Annotated in this window: 15 protein-coding genes; 12 read left to right on the top strand and 3 right to left on the bottom strand. The window is 47.5% G+C overall.

The features are described 5' to 3' along the window. Positions 1 to 5 precede the first annotated feature (5 nt). Positions 6 to 599, top strand: a complete 594-nt coding sequence (locus tag L985_RS14785) for a hypothetical protein (protein ID WP_047390333.1) — start codon at positions 6 to 8, stop codon at positions 597 to 599. Between the two features lie 38 nt (positions 600 to 637). On the opposite strand, the gene L985_RS14780 is transcribed toward L985_RS14785, so the two are convergent. Both L985_RS14780 and L985_RS14775 read right to left on the bottom strand, forming a co-directional pair. Further along, positions 638 to 1,573, bottom strand: a complete 936-nt coding sequence (locus L985_RS14780) for a class F sortase (protein WP_047390336.1) — start codon at positions 1,571 to 1,573, stop codon at positions 638 to 640. Positions 1,574 to 1,669: 96 nt separating this feature from the next. Next, a complete protein-coding gene (locus L985_RS14775; protein WP_047390339.1) occupies positions 1,670 to 3,037 on the bottom strand; it encodes a copper amine oxidase in 1,368 nt (455 codons plus the stop codon). A gap of 405 nt (positions 3,038 to 3,442) precedes the next feature. Between L985_RS14775 and L985_RS14770 the strand changes: the two genes are divergently transcribed. From L985_RS14770 to L985_RS14745, 6 genes are all read left to right on the top strand, one after another. Further along, positions 3,443 to 3,739, top strand: a complete 297-nt coding sequence (locus tag L985_RS14770; protein ID WP_047390342.1) for a DNA-directed RNA polymerase subunit beta — start codon at positions 3,443 to 3,445, stop codon at positions 3,737 to 3,739. 27 nt (positions 3,740 to 3,766) lie between these two features. Beyond that, entirely contained in the window at positions 3,767 to 4,189 is a 423-nt protein-coding gene (fabZ, locus tag L985_RS14765; RefSeq protein WP_029342716.1) for a 3-hydroxyacyl-ACP dehydratase FabZ, read from the top strand. 7 nt (positions 4,190 to 4,196) lie between these two features. After that, positions 4,197 to 4,619, top strand: a complete 423-nt coding sequence (locus tag L985_RS14760) for a hypothetical protein (protein ID WP_029342715.1) — start codon at positions 4,197 to 4,199, stop codon at positions 4,617 to 4,619. A gap of 96 nt (positions 4,620 to 4,715) precedes the next feature. Continuing rightward, positions 4,716 to 5,030: a four-helix bundle copper-binding protein gene (locus tag L985_RS14755; protein WP_047390356.1), complete on the top strand. Its 315-nt coding sequence runs from the start codon at positions 4,716 to 4,718 to the stop codon at positions 5,028 to 5,030. A gap of 135 nt (positions 5,031 to 5,165) precedes the next feature. Beyond that, positions 5,166 to 6,728, top strand: coding sequence for an SdrD B-like domain-containing protein (locus L985_RS14750; RefSeq protein WP_047390359.1), 1,563 nt, complete (start codon positions 5,166 to 5,168; stop codon positions 6,726 to 6,728). 111 nt (positions 6,729 to 6,839) lie between these two features. After that, the gene (locus L985_RS14745; protein WP_029342712.1) at positions 6,840 to 7,265 is read left to right on the top strand and encodes a helix-turn-helix domain-containing protein; all 426 of its coding nucleotides are present in this window, start codon (positions 6,840 to 6,842) and stop codon (positions 7,263 to 7,265) included. Between the two features lie 69 nt (positions 7,266 to 7,334). Here the strand turns inward: L985_RS14745 and L985_RS14740 are convergent, their stop codons facing one another. Further along, the gene (locus L985_RS14740) at positions 7,335 to 7,586 is read right to left on the bottom strand and encodes a hypothetical protein (protein WP_235609842.1); all 252 of its coding nucleotides are present in this window, start codon (positions 7,584 to 7,586) and stop codon (positions 7,335 to 7,337) included. Positions 7,587 to 7,697: 111 nt separating this feature from the next. Between L985_RS14740 and L985_RS14735 the strand changes: the two genes are divergently transcribed. The 5 genes from L985_RS14735 (at position 7,698) to L985_RS14715 (ending at position 17,834) form a co-directional block, all read left to right on the top strand. Continuing rightward, positions 7,698 to 8,939 (top strand): UDP-glucose dehydrogenase family protein, encoded by a 1,242-nt coding sequence (locus L985_RS14735; protein ID WP_029342710.1) that lies wholly within the window; start codon positions 7,698 to 7,700, stop codon positions 8,937 to 8,939. A gap of 61 nt (positions 8,940 to 9,000) precedes the next feature. Beyond that, on the top strand, positions 9,001 to 9,411 hold the full coding sequence (locus L985_RS14730; protein WP_047390362.1) for a hypothetical protein: 411 nt from the start codon (positions 9,001 to 9,003) through the stop codon (positions 9,409 to 9,411). 500 nt (positions 9,412 to 9,911) lie between these two features. Further along, positions 9,912 to 13,250 carry a hypothetical protein gene (locus tag L985_RS14725; RefSeq protein WP_047390365.1) on the top strand — a complete coding sequence of 1,113 codons (3,339 nt, stop codon included), beginning with the start codon at positions 9,912 to 9,914 and terminating at the stop codon, positions 13,248 to 13,250. A gap of 207 nt (positions 13,251 to 13,457) precedes the next feature. Next, positions 13,458 to 16,136: a glycoside hydrolase family 70 protein gene (locus L985_RS14720; protein WP_047390368.1), complete on the top strand. Its 2,679-nt coding sequence runs from the start codon at positions 13,458 to 13,460 to the stop codon at positions 16,134 to 16,136. A 123-nt stretch (positions 16,137 to 16,259) separates the two neighbouring features. Next, on the top strand, positions 16,260 to 17,834 hold the full coding sequence (locus L985_RS14715; RefSeq protein ID WP_047390371.1) for a S8 family peptidase: 1,575 nt from the start codon (positions 16,260 to 16,262) through the stop codon (positions 17,832 to 17,834). Positions 17,835 to 17,877: the final 43 nt, after the last annotated feature.

Here is a 17,877-nt window from a genome sequence, read left to right as displayed (position 1 = left end):
GACGTGTGAAGACAGTATTGTTTTATGTGATGTCGGGCTTGCTCGTCCTTATCATCGTAACGAAATTCATGGTCCCGCTCTTCGGTTGGTTTCAGGCGGAAGAGCCTGCGAAAGAGACGAAACCGCGAACATCGATCCGTCTTGATGAAGCGCAGCTGAAGCAGTTTGATCGCGAAGATCGACTTGGTGTCGTCTATGAGATGGCGGGATTGAAGCTGAAGACGCTTGACGTCGATACGACGGAAAAAACGCGGCAGACGCCACTCGTTCAAATGAAAGTCGAAAAGCAAAAGCTTCTCCAAGTGATGGGGGAGACGGGACGGTTGCTTGCAATCACGGTTAAAGTGACGAATCAATCAGCGGATGAAATCGAGATCTTACCAAAAATCGGGGAGTATGAGACAGCGGACGAGATCGTAACGATCGCGGATCAGTTTAATGCCTTGAACGGTACGTATCAGCCGGATGAAAGCCGGATTGGGATCGTCTTCATTCCGTCGGAACAGCTCCGCGTGACGGAAGGGCGACTTAGTCTATTTTATGAGACGATGTCTGGTAAGAAACAACTCCGAATTGCATTACCAGCAGCGAATAAATGAACAACGGGATGCCTCCGACTTGGAGACATCCCGTTTCGTTATTTCTGAACAGCGCTGAACGCGTCTTCTGATTCGATTCCGGCTTTACTGACAGCCGTGATGACAAAACGACCGGTTGCATCTTCAGGAAGCGGGAACGCTTTACGCTCGATCGATTCTGTCGTACCGAGTTTTTTGCGTTTTCCGTCCTTTTCTTGGTAGACATTGTATTTGACGACGTCTTCATCAGTTGACGCATACCAGTTGATGAAACCGCCACTGACACGGATGTTCGTAGCAGGTTTCGGTGGTGTCTTGACGGGATCGGATGCTTTCTCGTCAAGTTCTGTGAAGACGACGAGACGATCATCATACGTCCCTTGATTCTCATCATACGTTCCGATACACGTAATCAAGTTTAAGTTCCGTGTATCGGCTGGACCAAAGATTTTCTTCAGTGGTGCTTTTAAGTGATCGTACTGGACGAGCTCCTTGACGCGGAAGACGAGCTTCCGTCCGGACGCATCGGTGATTTCGACCGGGTCACCTTTCTTCAGTTCATGCAGTTTATAGAAAATCGCTGGACCAGTCTTCGTATCAGTGTGACCGTCGATGACGGCATTTCCGACGTCACCTGGACGCGGACCGAACTTGTACCAGCCGGCTTGTTGTTCGTTTTTAGGTGTCGCCATCGCGCCATCTTTATCGAGCCCGACCTGTTCAACTTTCGTTTTAATGTCGTGCTTCGGGATGAAGAGTTGTTTCGGAAGCTCGACCTCCGTTGACGATAGGTCCTTGAACTCCTTCTTGAAGATTTCAGACGGCTTGAGCGGATCTTCTTCCTTCGTCTCGGAAGAGGCCGCGGATTCTGTTTTTGGATCGCCTTGCGTGATGTTCGATGTGTCTGGTTTAGTTTGACCGAACAAGAGGAACAGCAAGGTTCCGACCGAAACGACCATCAAGAGGATGCTCGCCGGTAATAACCAACGTTTCATAAGCGCGTATCTCCTTTCCGAGAGAAGGGATTCCCTCTATGTACAAAAATAACAGGATAGCATGTCGCTATCCTGTTATTGATTATACCCAATTTCTTAGGCGTTTTGACGTTTACGTGCGAGGACAAGACCAACTGCTCCGAGTGCAAGACCGAATACTGCGATCGCACCAGTTGTTGCAGCTGTGTTGTTGTCGCTCATTCCACCGTTACCTGTGTTAGGCATTGATCCTGGAGTACCATCCATGAACTTCTCTGGTGATTGTTTAACGATTGCATCACCGAGGTTAGCTCCTACGCCGTACATGTAAGCGTAAGACTCACGGAATGTGTCGACAGAACCTTTGTAGTCGCCTTCAACATACTGCATGAACGTATCTTGGACGTAAGTCTCGTGACCTGATACGGCTTCTTGTGCTGCTTTTGTTGGAAGGTTTTCTTCTGTAGCTGCACCAAGGAATGCACCGAAGTCGTTCGAGAACATTTTGAGCATATCTTGTGCGTCACCCATCAATTTTTTGTCGTCATTGATTGCTGCTGTGACGAGATTAGCTTGTGCTTCGATGTGGTTTTTCGTCCAAACTTGCTCGAACTGATCTGCACCGGCTTGACCGTAGACTGATTTCATTGCTGCTTTGAAGTCAGCTGTGTGCATATCTTCAGCCCAGTTTGCTGCATCGTAGTCTTTCGCTTGATCGACACCAGCTGTCATGCTGAGGTTTGCAAGAGCAACGTGTTCAGCTGCAAGGCTGTTGAGTGTTGAACGAAGATCTGCTGCTTTTGAGTCAGCTTTCGTGTTGTCGAATTTCTCAGGCATCTGTGTTGTGATCGCAACAGAGAGTGCTTTTGAGATATCATACATACGGCTGTAACCTTCGCGGAACGTGTTGTACGATCCTTCGTAGTCACCAGCTGCATATTGCTGGAATGTTTTGTAGACGTCTGCTTCGTGAGCACGGAGAACTTCTTCAGCAGCTGCTTTCGGGAGTTTACCTTCCGTAGCTGTATCGAGGAAGCTTGAGAGATCTTGGACGAACTCTTCTGTTTCTTTCTTCGAAGCGTTGATACCGTCTTGGTCGTCCGCTTTTACAGCTTTGACGAGGTCTGTCGTATATTTGTTGTGATCAACGAAGATTTTCTCGAATTGTTTTGCGCCTTCTTCGCCATAGACTGAAGCGATTGCTGGAGTCATATCGAGTGCGTTTTGTTTAAGTGCTGCTTCGTAATATTGCGCGTCTTTTGAACCGTCATATTGTTTCTTCATGTCCATGACTGCAAGGACGAAGTGCTCAGAGAGTAATTGATCGAGTGTTGCACGAAGGTCAGCGGCTTTTGTTTTGACCGTGACGTTTTTCGGTGCATCTTGTTTCATGTCTTCTCCGCCACCGGAAGCGAATGCTGCCGTTCCTGGTAGTACGAGTGCTGCTGCCATTGCTGATGCTGCGAATTTTTTCGTGTGTTTCATCTTAAATCATTCCTCTCAGTTTTTGGTTTATTTGGCAGGTGTTTCTTTCCTGTTCTGAATAGCTTACGCAACGTCGATTGATTTGGATTGCATCAAGTTTTAATTTTTTAAATTAATTGTTGAAGCGATGTTTCATATTCATCCAAGGACCGTTGCTGCGTCGTTCTGGAGAGCTTACGCCGAGACGTTCAGTTTGGATTTAAAAAAGTGTCAAAAAACCGCAGAACGTGGGAAACTGTTTTTCTCCTTCCTTATATACACAAACTAAAATTTTTTAGAGGAATTGCCTGTCTGGTCGTGTTACACTAGTTGCGGAACACGTTTTGTAGCGAATTTGGAACTATTTAATACCAGGTACTAATATGCTATACTGTTCTCAGACTGAATCAATGAAAGGTGATCAAGATGGTACAAAACCAAACAGGCACGGATCAGCCAACGCGTGAACGCCTGAAGAAGAAGCAACAGCCTTCGAACCAGGAAACCGGCAATCCGGAGCACAAATCAGAGCGACGTCTTCGTGCATATTCGACACGCCGAGTTCCGATCATCGTACGTGTACTGATCGTTCTCGCTCTCATCGTCGTAGCACTGATCGTCGGCGCAATGGTGGGTTATGCGACGTTTGGTGGTGGCGAGGCAATGGATGTGTTAAAGCTCGACACATGGACCCGCATCACCGATTTTTGGATGAAATCTTAATTTAATCAGTGATGGGAGCTGTCGAATATGTATACGATCGAACAAATCAAGGAAGTCATTCCGCACCGATATCCATTTTTACTCGTTGACCGCATTCTCGAGGTCGAAGAGGGCAAACGTGCCGTCGGAATCAAGAACGTCACGGCGAACGAAGAATTCTTCAATGGCCATTTCCCAGAATACAATGTCATGCCAGGCGTTTTGATCGTCGAAGCACTCGCACAAGTCGGTGCGTTCGCCGTCTTAAAGATGGAAGAGAACCAAGGAAAGCTCGCCTTCTTTGCAGGAATTGAAGGATGCCGCTTCAAACGTCAAGTCGTTCCCGGGGATCAGCTCCGCCTCGAAGTCGAATTGACGAAGGTCCGTGGACCAATCGGTAAAGGTCGTGCCACAGCCACAGTCGATGGGGAAGTCGCCTGTGTCGCTGAACTGACGTTTGCTATGAAGTGAAGCGAACATGAAACGCTGGCTTCTCCCCCTCGCGATTTCCTTACTCGTCGTTCCTGGTTGTCAGCGCGCAGAACAAGCGAAGACCGCTTCCCCGACGGTCATCGTGGATCCCGTTAAGCGTGCAGGACAGACCGAGAACATTTCCGCGCAGGTCACACTGACGGAAAATGACCGGATGCGTCTCGTCATCCGGACAGCGAATGACATTCGACTCGATGACCAACAGGTCGATATCCGACTCGAAGTCGCCAACCAATCGATTCCGTTTCCGTTCGTCTCCTTCGAAGCGAAGAAGATGGGGGAAATCCGGACCTACACGTCCAATACGACGATCGAAAAAGAAGTCTTCGATGACCAACGTCTTCCGGTCCTCATCATTGATGCAGGAGCAGGGCGTGGGATCGAGATTCCGCTTGAGATCGTCAAATAAGACAGCATAGCGAGCTTCTAGCTCCATGTGCTGTCTTATTTTTGTTTGATTTCGGCTCGTGAGGGAACAGAAAACATATACAAAGGAGGAATCATTATGGATCAAACGGTACAGCAACAACTGACAGATTGTATTCTTGCTTGTAATCATTGTTTTGATGCCTGTCTGAAAGAAGAACATGTTGGACATATGGCGAATTGTATTCGACTCGACCGGGATTGTGCTGATATCTGTAGCCTCTTGTTACAAGCAATTGCTCGAAACAGCTCGAATGTCGCAGTCCTCGCAAAGGCATGCCAAGAAATCTGTGAGGCATGCGCTGCAGAGTGTAGCAAACACGATCATGACCACTGCCAAGCCTGTGCGAAAGCTTGTACGGAATGTGCAGAAGCGTGTCGTCAGCTTATCTAAAACCTTGTCCTTGGACGAGGTTTTTTGATTATAAAAAAATAGCAGGAATTCAAGATTTCTTCTGGTTATTTTTGGCGGATTTGTTTACTATTTAGGGAGGTAATATTAAATCACGATAGGAGCATACATACACTCATGAAAAAACTTGGTTTACTTATGATGGCACTCGTCGTTGCGTTCGGTCTGAAGTTACCGGTCTACGCAGAAACCGTCGAGTGGGACGTCACAGGAACGGGCACGGGTCCGTATACGTTAACGTTTGAAGGCACAGGCATCGTCGATATCACGTCGGAGACGGCACTCGTCTTTGAAGACGGCGTGACAGGTGAAGATGTCAACATCGAAGAGACACCGGTCGTGACGTTCACGGCAGAGACGGCACCTGTCGTCAAGGTCGTCTCAGCAGATGGACAACGGACGATTCTCGTCGAATTCGGTAAAGTCGTTACACCAGAAGAACCGACGACAGAAGAACCAACTCCAGAGACACCCGTAACAGAAGAACCGGTCAAAGAAGATCCAGCAACGGATGAACCGGTGACGGAGGAACCAACACCAGAAGAGCCTGTGACGGAAGAACCGGTCAAGGAAGAGCCAACGACAGACGAGCCAGAGACAGGTGATGACGCGACACCGACACCAGTCGAAGCGCCGACGACGGCAACGATTGAAGGAACAATCTGGTTCGATGAGAACGAAGACGGCATTCGCCAAGAGAAGGAAACACGTCTCGATGATGTCGTCGTCTATTTGATGGACCGGAATGAAGATGTCATCGATGAAGCATATACGAAGAATGGTCTATATAGCTTCAAGGATTTAAAACCAGGAACATATGAAGTCGAAGTCGACGGATATGACATGGGATATTACTTCTATTCCGAGCAAAACGTCGGTGATGACCGGACGATCGACTCGGATGTCGATGAAGACTTTGGGATGAAGAAAGTTCGTCTCGTCGCCGGTCAGAAGGAAGTGATTGACGCTGGGATTTACGGCGACGAAGAGCTCGACGGTATGTTCGAGCATTGGTTAGCTGTCGTCAATTTCTTTGATGCAAACGGAAACCAACAGCCAGATTTTGATGAAGGAACAGTTCCTGCGACGTATACGGTAACGGATGCGATCACAGGAAAGGATGTCTATCAGGAAAAGATCGCAAAAGATGACTTGATGATGCTCCAACTTGATCCGGGAACGTACACGATCAAGACGGAAGTCGCAGCGGGCTACACGGTCAAAGCGATGCATCACCTTGACATGGATGACTTGATGATGGATATGGATGAAGAGATGTATGAAGACTATGAGTCATTCGCTCAGCAAGCGAAAGCGATGAAACTGATGGCGAGCGATGAAGAAGCAATATCGCCGGAAGAACAAGAGATGATTGATGAGTTGTTGAAGTACTTCGAGCGAAAATCACCGGAAGCGGGTGTGACGATTGAAGAAGGTAGCCTCGGTACGATCTTGCTCGCGGAAATCGCGAAAGCAAAACCGGTCGCGAAACCGACGCCAACACCAACGTCAACAGAAACATCTGTCCAAACAGTCGAATCGGCTGAAAAACAGTCGAAACCTACGACAGCAACGGGCACATTACCACAAGCAGGTGAAGACAAGCCGTTCCCATATGCAGCAACGGGAGCAGGACTTGCTATCGTCGGCCTTTGGTTACTCGTTCGTCGGGGAGCATAACGATTAGAGACCTTCTATACGAGGGTCTCTTTTTTGATGTGTGTATCCTTTGACACACACGCACACATGTGTGTATAGTAAAAGTACTACTAGAGGGAAAGAGGGATGACGATGTTAACGACAAAACAGATCAGTGAATTGTTACGTGTCTCAGAAGAAACGGTCCGTCGCTGGATTCGGACGGGCGAATTGCATGCCGAACAGGACGGAAAAGGGTATCTCGTCGATGAATTGGCGCTCAAACGTCTCGTCGATGAAAAGTCACAGATTCCAGGAACCGCGATGAACAAGATTCTCCCACTCATCCAAGATATGTTCGGACCGGAAGCGGCTCAGTTCGCGAAATCAAACTTGTTTGATCCACTCCGTCAATCGATGGAGCAAGCACCTCCGAAGCCGGAAGCGTCGAACGAGTCGCTCGCGGAAGAACTCGATCGTCTCAAACGCAAAAAACGTCGTCTCGAACTCGAACACGAACTGAAGTTGCTTGAGATCGAAGAGAAAATCGCAGCAATCGAACGCAAAGTCCAGTCCTGAATATGAAAAGCGATGTCCCCCATTTGAGGAGACATCGCTTTTTTCGTTCATCTACAAGAAAAACCCACTTCACGAGTCGGAAGGGGTTTTGTCGGTTGCTTGTTTCTTTTTACGGTACCAGTACCAGTAAGCAAGTCCCAGTCCAATCGGGATTGCAGCTAGATACGGGTTAGCTTCGATGAAGCTGATCATCTCAAAGAGCGCGAACCATCCACTGAGTAAACCGAGGATGAGTAAAATCGTCCGTAGTGCTTCGGGAAGCTTGCGGATCCGATACGCAATGAGACAGACGAGGCAAAAGATAATGATAGCCACGAGCATTCCTCCCATTCCCGTAATCCAGTATAGCGTATTCGGAAAGCTTTTTCGATGCACAAATCTTCTGCTCTCCCGTATAGTGGAGACAGAGAAACTATCGAAGGACGTGATGAAATGCAACTGACAGTGATTGGAACAGGATATGTTGGTCTCGTGACCGCAATCGGACTGGCGGAAAATGGACACGACGTAACGTGCGTTGACTTGAATGCAGAACGGATGGCGCAACTGACACGAGGGATCCCGCCGATTAAAGAAGAGGGGATCGAAGAAGCGCTAGTCGCGAATCAACAACGAATGACATTCACGACGGAATACCCAGTCGCAAAGACATATCTTGTCGCTGTCGGAACACCGGAGAAAGCGGACGGGAGCTGTGACTTATCAGCAGTAGAAGCCGTCGTCGCCCATATTGAGCGAATCGCACCAACTGCAGCTGTCATCATTAAATCGACAGTTCCACCTGGTACGACGATGCAACTAGCGATGCAGTATCCGACGCTACGCTTTGCGATGGTCCCTGAGTTTTTACGGGAGGGTACGGCGCTTGCTGATATGCGCAATCCTCATCGGGTCGTCATTGGAACGAATGATGATGAGTTGTCAAAAGAACTTGCAACATTATTTGCAACGACAGCACCTCTTGTTGCAGTCGACCCGACGACGGCTGAGTTAACGAAATATGCAGCAAATAGTTTTTTGGCAGTGAAAATCAGTTTTATCAATGAAATCGCGCGACTAGCGGATGCTGTTGGGGCTGACGTATCGGACGTCGCAAAAGGAATCGGTCTCGATCCACGAATCGGTTCCTCGTTTTTACGAGCGGGAGCCGGATACGGGGGATCATGTTTCCCGAAAGACATCGCAGCGCTCACGACGCTTGCGCGCGAGCATGAGCAACGACTTCACGTCATTGAAGCAGCAGATAAAACGAATGAAGCCCAGCTAGATTATGTCTTACAAAAAATCCAACCGCGGACGGGAATGCGCGTGGCGCTACTCGGTCTCGCCTTTAAGCCGGGAACGGATGATTTACGAGACGCGCCGGCACTACGCCTCGCAACACGACTGGAGCAATTTGGCGTCAGTGTAACCGGATATGATCCAGTTGCCCGGACGTTACTTGATCAGAAGCAAACGGTCGAAGAAGCATTGAAGGATGCAGATGTTGCAGTTATTATGACGGAATGGGAAGAGCTCCGTAACATTACACCAGAGCAATTCGTTCGTCAGATGCGTCAACCACGTGTCGTCGATGGACGCAACTGTTGGTCGTTTACGGATCAACCTGGAGATGTGCAATACGAAAGTATCGGACGACCGGCTAAATCATTTTCGAACAATCGAACCGTTTGACCTGTCATGATAGGTGAGCCCCTCGCGGACTCACCTATTTTTGATGAAAAGGAGCAGACCCATGGTCATTGATTATTTCGCAGTCTTACCGAGTGGGAAAAAAGGCGCACTAGAACCGCACTGTCTAACACAGGGAACGTGGTATCAGCGCGTCAACGAGGAATTGTTTCGAGCCATTCATTATGGAGCCGGCATCATCCAGATACGCGACAAGGGAGCGGAATTGCGGATTCCGATTGAATTCGGATTCGGTTACGTCTTGCAGTATCTGCGCCAGTTCACGGAGGCGGAACGACAAGATGGACGAAAACGTCATATCTTGCAACGGCAGCTCGATTGGATTGGTCGCGGATTACCGATTGAATTAAAACGACGCGGAGCGAAGATTGAGATGTGGGCCGATGATGTCCATCGTTTGCACCGAGAATCATTTCTTCTGGCAATTGAAAAAGCAGATCACTTCATCTCGTAAAAACAAAACTTTATTTTAGTAAAACGAAAACCAGACGAAAATTTAATAAAATGTAAGCGTTTTCTTTAAAGGGGTGAATCCAAAATTTAATTTCCATACACAGCCTATATAAATATATTTCTATTTACTACTATTCACCTATTTTTTACAAAAAATCTATTGTGGCGTCTTTCCTAGTTTTGTATATTTGACCTGTAGCGTTCTTACCGATTCTCAAAAACGAAACGGTGGAGCGCACGAATCTACAATCAGAAATGGCTTTTTGAGGCGATTTCGGCAGTTTCTTTAGTTCATCCCAATCGGATACATAATGGCTCACGAATGGATCGTCTTGATGATAGACGAAAAGTCGCACGTGAAACAGAAGGTACTCCTCCTAAGACGACTAAAGAATTTTTTAATTGCTTTAAAGTAAAATATTTCTATATTTTACTTATATTGTAGATTTAAAATTGGGATTTGCGCTTTTGATTTGTTAGAAAAGAGGAGGAATAGTAAACATGGGTTATTCGAAGAAAACGAACAAATTGTACGCTGCTGCAGCTGCACTTGCAGTCACGGCGTCTGTCGTAGCACCGGTTGCTGCTGATGCAGCATCGAAGGTCTCGGTTAAATACATCTCTCCAATCTTGATGAAACATGCTGGTGGTTCGAAATATGCAGTCAAGAAATTGACGCTTCCGACGAAAGTGAAAGTCAAACTTTCAAACGGCAAGTACGAAATGCGCTCAGTCAAATGGAGCGGTTCTGTCAAATTCGAAAAGAAATACATCAACAAATACCAAGTCCTTTACGGTAAGGTAGCGGGTACGACAAAGAAAGCTGTTCTTAAAGTCGAACTTCAAAACTACCCAGTTGATGTCCTCGAACCAGTCCTCGAGCTGGTTGCTGTTGGCGGAAAAGTTCAATTGCCAAGCACGATCAGCATCCAGTACAAATCAGGTATCATCGTTAAGCGTCCAATCAGCAAGTTCAACCTCAAAACACCATCGACTTCAAAAGCAGGTAAATATAAACTGGCTTACTCGTACAAAGGTGCTAACTCTGTCGTAACAGGTTACATCAACTACGAAGTCAAGGCAGCAAACATCTCGAACGTCATGGGAAGCGTCGATGATCAGATGCTTTCAGTCAAAGCAGACGTCATGTACCCAGCAGTGGGCGCAATGGCAGAACTCTTGATCTACCCAGGCAAAGACATGTCAGCAACGCCAATCGTTGCAAAAGGAACGCTCTCGAAAGGGAAGTTCATGGCATCGCAAGGTGGCATTCCAGAAGGAACACACAGCTACGTCGTCAAAGTCGGCGATGTCAAATCAGCTCCGATGGACTTCACGATCGCAAACACGGTCCTCGCTTCAGCGAAAGCAATCGGCAAAGAGAAAGTCGAAGTCTCATTCTCGCGTGCAGTTGATTCTGTCATGGCAGACAACTTCAAAATCGCAGGTGCGACAGTCAAGTCAGCGACACTCAGCGCAGACAAGAAGTCAGCAGTTCTTGAAGTCGAAGGACTCGAGTACGGCATGGACTATTCAGTTGACGCGAAAGGTATCTTAATCGGTGGCGTTGCGAAAGACCTCGGTTCACTCAGCTTCATGACACAAAGCATTGAAAACATCTGGATGCTTGAAGTGACACCAAAAGCGTCTTCGATCCTTGCAAACGGATCAGACAACACGGAAGTCACATTCCAGTTGAAAAACAAAGCGACAGGTGAAGTCGATACGAAAGCAGACGATATCGTCCTGAAACTATCAACATCATTCGGTTCACTTGCGAAAGAACGCGTCACGATCCAAGACGGTAAAGCAACTGTTCTTTTGACATCTGAATTCAGCAACACAGACATCGAAGCAACAATCGACGCACAAATCATCGAGACAGCAGACAACGAATATAAAGAGTTGATCGGTAAAATCGATGGTCAAGCGAAAGTCAAGTTCAGCACGGTCATGGTGACACCAGCACCAGTTGAATTGATCAACGTGCTTGCAGCGGAATCGAACCAAGCGGATCGTGTGACGATCTTCCTCGATAAAGCCGTCTCACGTGATCTTCTCTTGAAATCGTTCGGTCTCGATAAGAAATTACCGACTGTTGACGAGAGCGAGTATCTTGCGAACGACAATATTCAAATCGAGCAGTTCGATGGTATGAAACGTGTCATCGGTATCAAATCGATTCCTTCGAATCCAAAAGCATTCGAATTGATCCTTGATAAAGAAACACCACTCCAAGACAACGCCACTGTTAAAGTGCTTGCGAAAATCACAAGCAACACGGATACAGAAGTGAAGTCAAAAGCAAGCTTCAAGTTGACGGATGCACGTCAGCCGGAAGTCACTTCGGTCAAACCAGTCGGTCTGAACCAACTTGAAGTGAAATTCTCAGAAGCAATCGCAGGCGCGAAGTTCAAAATCGATGGTCAATACGGCGAGAAGTACTTCAAAGTCGAATACCTAGGGTTTGATAACAAAACAGGCGTCGATCGCCGTGATACAGTCATCATCACGTTGAACGACGCGAAAATGATGGGTGTTGCTCCAGAAGAAGCGTATCCAGGAGCAAAAGAAGGCTACTTCGCACCTGGTAAACACTCACTCCAGATCTGGAACACGATGGACTTCGCATCCCTTTCGGATGAGTCGAACATCGGAACGACACAAAACCTCGACTTCACAGTTGCTGCTGATACAGTCAAACCAACTGCAGGCGTCGTTGTTGAGTCGCCAGAACAATTCCGTATCATGTTCAGCAAACAGCTCAAAGGTCTCGACCTCGATGCAGTCAAAGCATTGCTTGCTTCGAAGAAGTTGAAACTCGAGCGTTACAACTCAAGCACGAAGTTGTACGAAGACTTCAGCCAGTATGCTGATGTCACGTACTACGATGAAGAGACAGGCGAAGTTCTCCTCGAGCTCAATAAGGACTGGACGGAAATCTACGATACAGTCAACACGAAAGAGAACTACTACAACGATAAGTTCAAACTTTCGCTCGCAAAAGATTCTGTCAAAGCAGAAGCGAACGGCGAGAAAAACGATGCGTTATCGCTTGACCTCAACTATGCTGGTTCACCGCTCAACTCTCCAGATCTGAAGAGTGCGGAAATTACGACGATTGACCGTTATCTCTTGACGAATGACTTCACAGTCATGATGAGTGAACCGGTTAAACTTCGTGGTCTTGATCAGTCGGATACGCCACTCATCAACGCAGAAGGTACAGTACTTCCGCCGAAAACAACAGTTGAGTTCATCGGTAAAGACAAGAACGGTAAAACCGTTACGATCGATGGATCAGTCGTTGGTTACACGGATAGCTCAGATATGAACTTCCGCGTCGCTGCGAACGATAACCTCCAGTACCTCGTCGACAAAGACGGTTACGGAGAAGAGTGGAAAGTCGTCGTCAAGTCACTCTCTGACGATGTCGGTAACACGGTCGCTACAGCGACACACGACTTCAAAGTTTCGAAAACGCCAGTCACACCAGTGGCTTCGCCATTCGAAATCGCTAAAGTCACAGCTAACGCAAAAGATGAAAAAGACGTGATCCGTATCAAGTTCACGGAAGGTGTACAATACACTGGCATGTACGATGCAACGAACACTGCACAGTACACGTTGAACGGAAAAAATCTCCCAGTCGGCACAAGCATCTCGCTGGCTGATTCGGATGATGATATCACGAACGGTCTCGACATCGTTAAGATCAAAGTTCCAGAAGGAACACTCAAAACATTGTCGAACGTCATCACGGTCAACAAAGAGCTTCAGTCGTATGACAACTCTGTCTTGACTGGTGGTTACGAGAAGGCAGTTCTTCTCGGACTATAAGAAACGCTAAACCTCTTCCTACTTCGGTGGGAAGAGGTTTTTTGTGACAAATTAGCGCAATCGATTGCATTTTGGTAAATCTATTTACCTGTTTTATAAATTTATAACTGTATTTACTTTGAAGAAGATGTTAAATTATGTGATGTTATTTGGAATTTTAGGTAGAAATAATCAGAAATATAGATTAGTTAAAGGGAGATTAGACTCATGAACAAGACGAAAAAAGTCTCAACAGGTTTGCTTGCGGCATTGGTCGCGACAAGCGGACTGACGTATGCACCAGAAAGCGCAAAGGCTTTCGCACCAAGTGAAAAACTCGATAACCGCGTTATTTTCCAAAGCTTCAGCCTGTATCAACCATACGAAAGCAACATGTACCGGACGCTTGCTAAAAAAGGTGAGTTGCTCAATTCGTGGGGTGTGACAGATGTGTGGTTACCACCTGCATATCGTTCATTCGATATGGCACGTTACATGGAAGGGTATGCAATCGCTGACCGTTATGACCTTGGTGAATTCCCACAAGGACCAGGTGGATCGGTTGCGACGAAATACGGAAAAGCCACACAACTCGAGATGATGGTCGACATGTTGCATGACGACAACATCAAAGTCCAGATGGACCTCGTTCCAAACCAAATGCTCGGTCTCAACAAACGTGAAGCTGTCTTCGTTCGTCGTGCGACAAGTTCAGGTGAGCCGTTCATGAACCCGTTCACAGGTGGAGAAAAAACGAAGACCCTCGCAACGCCTTACCTCGCTTACACAAAAGGTGGCGGTATGGGACAAGAGAAATACGGTTACCTTAAAGAGTGGAACAAATCATTCATCAATGGAACATCACTGCAAGGGCAGGGTATGGGCCGCGTCATGACGGACAAAGACGGTAAACCGTACCGTTACTTCGGTAAAGACGATGCGAAGAACTACTTACCAGAATGGTTGCTTGACGCAGCGAAGACACAGAACTTGAATGTCGTCGATACGTACCTCGCAGCAGACGGTTGGTATGAAGTCTCACCAGAAAACTGGAAGCCGATGCTTTCGCAATATGCGAAGGATGAAGGATACCTCGAGTACATGAAAGAAAACGGCTTCGCAACAAAAGAAGCTTTGCTTACTTCAACGGAAAACGGAAAAATCGCTTCGTTGACAGAAGAATACATGAAGACACAAGCTGCGTACGGTTATGGATCAGAAGAACGTTCATACCAAAACGATAACTCAGGAATCGACATCGAAGATCAGTTCCTCTTCGTTGATGAGACTGGTTTCCCAACGCAGGCATACAACAAAACAATGACGAACAACGATGAGTTCTTGATCGGTGTCGACCTTGCGAACTCGAACCCAGAAGTCATCAAGGAACAAAAGAACTGGATGAAGTGGATGCTTGAAACGTACAAGTTCGACGGTTTCCGGATTGATGCTGCGTCGCACTACGATACGGCGATCCTCAAAGCAGAAGCGGAAATTTCAAAAGCACACTTCGGGAAACAAGATTACCTCAGCTACATCGAGAGCTATAAAACAGAACAGAATGCTTACATGAAAGCCAACAATAACGAGCAACTCGTCATGGACGGAGAGCTTTACTTCACACTTCGCACTGCACTTACGCCATCGAACAAACGTGCACTCAGTGACTTAGCGAAAGTCTCAGTCGTTAACCGTGAAGGTGACGGCGCAACGAACGTTCAAGCGAACTGGTCATTCGTCAACAACCATGACCAAGAGAAAAACCGTGTCAACCAAATCATGCTTGATACGTACGGCATCAAAACGAATACGCAGTACGGAAAAGACGGCGAGCCGAAATCGTTCGAGAAGCTTTATAACAAAGAAGACGAAGCAAAAGCACTCGCGATCTACAACAAAGAACTCGCAAGTCCAACGAAGAAATACTCGACGGAAAACGTCGTCGCGCAATACGCGTTCCTTCTTTCGAACAAAAACACGGTCCCAACGGTCTACTACGGTGATCTCTACCAGACGGATGCATCGTACATGTCGAAAACGACACCGTACTATGACGAAATCACGAATCTCCTAAAAGTCCGTAAACAGTATGCGTACGGTAAACAGCACGTTGCGTACCACACATCGAACACGTCAAAAGAAGCGGGCAAAGACTTGATCTCAAGCGTCCGTTTCGGAAAAGACCGCAACACAGGTATCGCGACAGTCATCGGGAAAAACGCAGCGCTTGATACGACAGTTCAAGTCAACATGGGTAAAACACACGCGAACCAAGTCTTCGTGGATGCTAGTGGCGTGACGAACACGAAACTCGTCACAGATAAGAACGGTATCTTGACGGTTCCAGTCAAAGGCATCAAGACAGCTGAAGTCAATGGTTACGTCGGCGTCTTCGTCCCACAAGCAACAAAAGCACCAGTTGCAACGATCAAAGCAGGTGCGGTCTACCAAGGGAAAGCACTCGACTTGAAAACGACAGTTGCGAACACGACATCAGCAGTTGCGTCAAAACGCTACCGTGTCCTGGATACGAAAAAAGCGACAGTTGATTCAAAAGGTCGCCTGACAGGTAAAGCAACAGGCAAAACGACGGTCGAAGCAACGGTTACGTTAAAAGACGGTTTTGTCTTAAAAACAGTCTTACCGATCGAAACAAAAGCAAACAGCGTCACGCTGAAAGCAACAAAAGCAACACTTAAGAAAAACCAGACGACACGTATCACGTACACGTCAGCAACGGACAAAATCAAATCCGTTCAGTATGCGTCAGCGAACAAAAAAGTCGCGCAAGTCTCGTCACGTGGTAACGTGAAAGGAATCAAAGCAGGTAAAACGACGATTCGTGTCACATACACGACAGCAGGAAACTACAAAGTCGTTAAAACATTCACAGTCACAGTTAAGTAACATCAGACATCACTCTCAACGCGAGAGTGATGTTTTTTCGATTCACGTCAATGTTTCCTTATATTCCACATAATTCCATCTAATCCGGGTATTAGTAAGAAAGACCTAGAGGGAGGAACGATGATGCGAACATGGATAGCAGGAAGTTTAGCACTCGGTTTGATCTGTAGTACAGTACCGGTCAATGCGTTTGAAAAGCAGGAAAAGATTCGTCCGGCGACATTGACGAAGGCAAAGGAAGTCCCAGTCTTCTCAAAACAAGCCGGGAGTGCTTTGACAGGACGATTTGATTCGGATGGACTTGCCGTCTGGTATTTTGATGCGAAGGAGTTTGTTGCGAAAGGGACGCACTTTGAGTTCGAACTCGACTACGATACGTACGGAACGATGTTCGCAAGTAAAGCCGACGCGGAAGCAGGTCGCGTCTACAATCGGTATTACCAAGTCACGGATGATACACTCTACTTCCCGCTCAGCTGGAGCGGACGACAATACTTAGTCCTCGAAGGCTATCCGGGCGACCGTTATTCTGTTTCTGCCTATATCTCGCGTTACGAACCGATTGAGGAATCGATGACAGCTGCTGTCAAAGCAGTCAAACCGGCGTTACTCGTTCAGACGCGATCTGGCGCGATGCGCGCGCAATCGTTCGGAGCCTCCAAAGTCGAATCACTAGCTTCCGAGCTCCGCATCGAACGACTCGTCTATGAATCCTATGCTGACGCTGAAGCGGCGAAGAAAAAGTTCGAGCGATCAAACAGTGTGGCGTTCGCAGAGTTCGATGCACCGATTCACGCGTTCGGTGTCGATGCCTATCAAAAACATCAGTGGTCCTTGCAGAACACGGAACAAAAGAAAGGGCTAAAAGGAGCAGATATCGGTTTCGTCGCCATGCAAAAACGCATCAAGGGCAAGAAGTTGTCTGCGACGAAAGTCGCGGTCCTCGATTCTGGCATCAATCCGAGTTATGCCGACTTCGCAGGAAAGGTCCGCATGGATCTTGGTTATGATTTCATTAATGGCGATAAGACGGCCTGGGATGATAACGGACACGGTTCACATGTCGCGGGAGTCATTGCAGCGGGAGGAAATAACACGTACGGGATGACCGGCATCAATCCGGCGGCGACGTTGATTCCAATCAAGGTGCTCGATGAGTCAGGGGCTGGTTCGGTGTCGGGACTCGTCAAAGGAATCCAGCATGCGACAAAACAAGGTGCTCGGGTTATCAACATGAGTCTCGGCGGCAGTTCTTCTTCGAAATCGATCGAGTCGGCATTAGCCGCAGCGGTCAAGAAGAACATCTTGATCGTCGCGGCTTCCGGGAACGAAGGACGCGGAACGGTCGCGTATCCGGCCCGTTCGAAATATGTCTTGTCGGTCGGGGCGACCGGACGAAAAGATACGAAAGCGTCGTTCTCGAATTACGGAACGGGCCTAGACCTCGTTGCTCCAGGCGTCTCGATTCCAAGTTACCTCGCAGATGGGGAGCTGTTATATGGAAGTGGTACTTCGATGGCGACGCCACATGTCGCGGGTGTCGCCAGTCTTATGATCAGTCTGAAGCCGTCCTTGAAGGCAAGCAGTGTGGAAAGCATCCTCAAGAAATCAGCGAAGGATCTCGGTAAAAAAGGCTATGATACGAGCTATGGTGCCGGTCGATTGAACGCCGATAACGCCGTCAAACTGATTCCTTAATGCAGTCAAGAAGTCCTGTGCGAACAGGGCTTCTTTTTTCGGT

It is taken from the genome of Exiguobacterium sp. ZWU0009 (assembly GCF_000798935.2).
Lineage (GTDB): Bacteria > Bacillota > Bacilli > Exiguobacteriales > Exiguobacteriaceae > Exiguobacterium_A > Exiguobacterium_A acetylicum.
Note: the sequence above shows the minus strand (reverse complement) of the source record. Positions and strands in the feature narration are given on the sequence as shown.

What these genes read in the sequence shown, in the direction of transcription:
- L985_RS14780 (WP_047390336.1), bottom strand. Translation starts at nt 1,573, where the DNA reads ATGAAACGTTGGTTATTACCGGCGAGCATCCTCTTGATGGTCGTTTCG.
- L985_RS14775 (WP_047390339.1), bottom strand. Translation starts at nt 3,037, where the DNA reads ATGAAACACACGAAAAAATTCGCAGCATCAGCAATGGCAGCAGCACTC.
- L985_RS14770 (WP_047390342.1), top strand. Translation starts at nt 3,443, where the DNA reads ATGGTACAAAACCAAACAGGCACGGATCAGCCAACGCGTGAACGCCTG.
- fabZ (WP_029342716.1), top strand. Translation starts at nt 3,767, where the DNA reads ATGTATACGATCGAACAAATCAAGGAAGTCATTCCGCACCGATATCCA.
- L985_RS14760 (WP_029342715.1), top strand. Translation starts at nt 4,197, where the DNA reads ATGAAACGCTGGCTTCTCCCCCTCGCGATTTCCTTACTCGTCGTTCCT.
- L985_RS14755 (WP_047390356.1), top strand. Translation starts at nt 4,716, where the DNA reads ATGGATCAAACGGTACAGCAACAACTGACAGATTGTATTCTTGCTTGT.
- L985_RS14750 (WP_047390359.1), top strand. Translation starts at nt 5,166, where the DNA reads ATGAAAAAACTTGGTTTACTTATGATGGCACTCGTCGTTGCGTTCGGT.
- L985_RS14745 (WP_029342712.1), top strand. Translation starts at nt 6,840, where the DNA reads ATGTTAACGACAAAACAGATCAGTGAATTGTTACGTGTCTCAGAAGAA.
- L985_RS14740 (WP_235609842.1), bottom strand. Translation starts at nt 7,586, where the DNA reads ATGCTCGTGGCTATCATTATCTTTTGCCTCGTCTGTCTCATTGCGTAT.
- L985_RS14735 (WP_029342710.1), top strand. Translation starts at nt 7,698, where the DNA reads ATGCAACTGACAGTGATTGGAACAGGATATGTTGGTCTCGTGACCGCA.
- L985_RS14730 (WP_047390362.1), top strand. Translation starts at nt 9,001, where the DNA reads ATGGTCATTGATTATTTCGCAGTCTTACCGAGTGGGAAAAAAGGCGCA.
- L985_RS14725 (WP_047390365.1), top strand. Translation starts at nt 9,912, where the DNA reads ATGGGTTATTCGAAGAAAACGAACAAATTGTACGCTGCTGCAGCTGCA.
- L985_RS14720 (WP_047390368.1), top strand. Translation starts at nt 13,458, where the DNA reads ATGAACAAGACGAAAAAAGTCTCAACAGGTTTGCTTGCGGCATTGGTC.
- L985_RS14715 (WP_047390371.1), top strand. Translation starts at nt 16,260, where the DNA reads ATGCGAACATGGATAGCAGGAAGTTTAGCACTCGGTTTGATCTGTAGT.